The organism is Halotalea alkalilenta DSM 17697, assembly GCF_000621205.1.
Classification (GTDB): domain Bacteria; phylum Pseudomonadota; class Gammaproteobacteria; order Pseudomonadales; family Halomonadaceae; genus Halotalea; species Halotalea alkalilenta.
In genome coordinates, this window is sequence record NZ_JHYY01000056.1 from 1 (window position 1) to 2,055 (window position 2,055).

General features: G+C 49.1%; 1 protein-coding gene. It reads left to right on the plus strand.

Going from position 1 to position 2,055, the window contains the following annotated elements; all coding sequences use genetic code 11:
• The first annotated feature begins 756 nt into the window (after positions 1–756).
• A complete protein-coding gene (locus tag Q376_RS0109255) occupies positions 757–1,827 on the plus strand; it encodes a type I restriction endonuclease (protein ID WP_027350072.1) in 1,071 nt (356 codons plus the stop codon).
• Positions 1,828–2,055 lie beyond the last annotated feature (228 nt).

The following is a 2,055-nucleotide window of genomic DNA, read 5'->3' on the forward strand; positions in this document are numbered from 1 at the left end:
ATCAGCGACCAGCTGTGCTCGGATAGTTCGTAGCGTCCTGTCATACCTCACCTATGCTATTGCGGCATAGGAAAAACTAGCAGAATCGACTTTTCGTACAAAACCTAGCGCTGTGTCAGCCGCGCTATTTCCATGTCGTTTCGTGCGCCGTCCAGCCACCTAAAATAGGTGCGCAGAAACACCTCGATGTCTGTGGTCCAATTGGCTCCTGCATAAGGCTGGCGTCATGCTCGCCATGAGCATCGTCGTCGTGTAAGTGTGTCGCGCGTTGCACGCACGCCGGTATCGCATCCCGAGCTTATTGGAGCCGAGCGCCCAATAGCCTCCTTGAGATGCATAATTGACGACCTACGACTTGCCTTGGCGAGGATCTAGCCGGGAGTATTCACCCTGCCAATTTATTACTGCGATCACCTGGCGGGTGAGCAGGATTGCTCGAGCGACGTAGGTTTTATGTTGTCCTTCTGCTCACAGCGGACCTTGGTCTCTGATCCGACCATCTTTCCGCTGTGCAGATCCACATCGGGATAGCGACGCAGCGCGTCTTGGAAATGCATTCGGAATCTCCCGCAAGGCAGTGATCGTTGGTGGTTGGGAGGAGGGGAATCGTCGGAAGGGCGCTATGGCGTACGCGCACGGCGAAGCCTTTCAAGCGGTGAGACATTGATCGGGCGTCCCTGAAACGCTCTGTTCATCTCGGTTACGAAGCGTTACTCTGAAGCCGGGCCGTAGAGCTGAGTATACAAGGGGATGGGGATGGACATTGCGGACAAAATTTCCGGGATCGCCAGGCGTGGTCATGAGCAGCTTGACCACATTACAAATGAGCAGGCGACAAAGTCCGCTCTCGTGCTGCCTCTTCTTCAGGCGCTTGGGTACGATCCTTTCGATCCAAGTGAAGTCGTCCCTGAGTTCACCGCTGATGTGGGCACGAAGAAGGGGGAGAAGGTCGACTATGCCATACGAAAAAATGGTGAACTCTCGATCTTGATAGAGTGTAAACCTAAGGGTACGGACCTTTCCAATGCTCAGTACACTCAGCTGTTCCGCTATTTTAGCTGTACCGAGGCAAAGTTTGCCATATTAACCAATGGCTTTGAGTACAGATTCTTTTCAGACTTGGATGCGGCAAACAAACTGGATATTCGGCCGTTTTTTATATTCAGTATGGATGACTTCAACGATTCGGATATTGAGCAGTTGAAGAAATTCACGAAGCCAAATTTTGATGTCGACACAATTCTTAGTACCGCAAATCGTCTTAAATATACCAATCTCGCGAAGCGAGCTATTGAAGACTTATTGCGCGATAGTCCAGAGGGATTTGTCAAGTATGTGATTGGTCTGATTTATGACGGCCGACAGACAAGACAAATAATCGAGGAATTTACTCCAATAGTAAAAGATGCAAGCTCGCTTTATATCAAAGAGCAGGTAGCTCAGCGACTGAAGGGGGCTCTCGCCAGAAATTATGTGGATGACACCATCAGCCAGCCGGATCCAGTCGAAAGCGAAGTGGCGGCGCCGGAGGATGATATAATCACTACGCAGGAAGAGATTGACGGGTACAATATAGTTCGCTCGATTTTAGCAGAACACCTTGATGTTTCGCGGATCACGATGCGGGATTCTAAGACTTATTGTGCCATTTTACTGGATAATAGTAATAGAAAGCCATTGTGTAAACTTCATTTTAATTCAAAAAACATTAAGAGAGTTGGCTTGTTCGTAGACAAAAAAGAAGAGCGAGTCGAAATTGAGAAGGTGAGCGATATCTACAAATATCGCGATAGATTAATGGCCACAGCTCAAGGTTATGACCTATGAGATAGAGGGCGAGTGAGGTGAATTGTGTTGCCGTCGATCTGTTGGATAGCGGCCGCTCGAGCTTATGCTGTAGTGGGTCCAATGTTCGCAGATGATGAACGGCCAACTCATCGCTGTCTGCTAGGTTTTGTATGAAAAGTCGATTCTGCTAGTTTTTCCTATGCCGCAATAGCATAGGTGAGGTATGACAGGACGCTACGAACTATCCGAGCACAGCTGGTCGCTGAT

Bases quoted from the DNA above. Each gene is read 5' to 3' on its own strand.
- Q376_RS0109255 (WP_027350072.1), top strand. From the start codon at position 757: ATGGACATTGCGGACAAAATTTCCGGGATCGCCAGGCGTGGTCATGAG.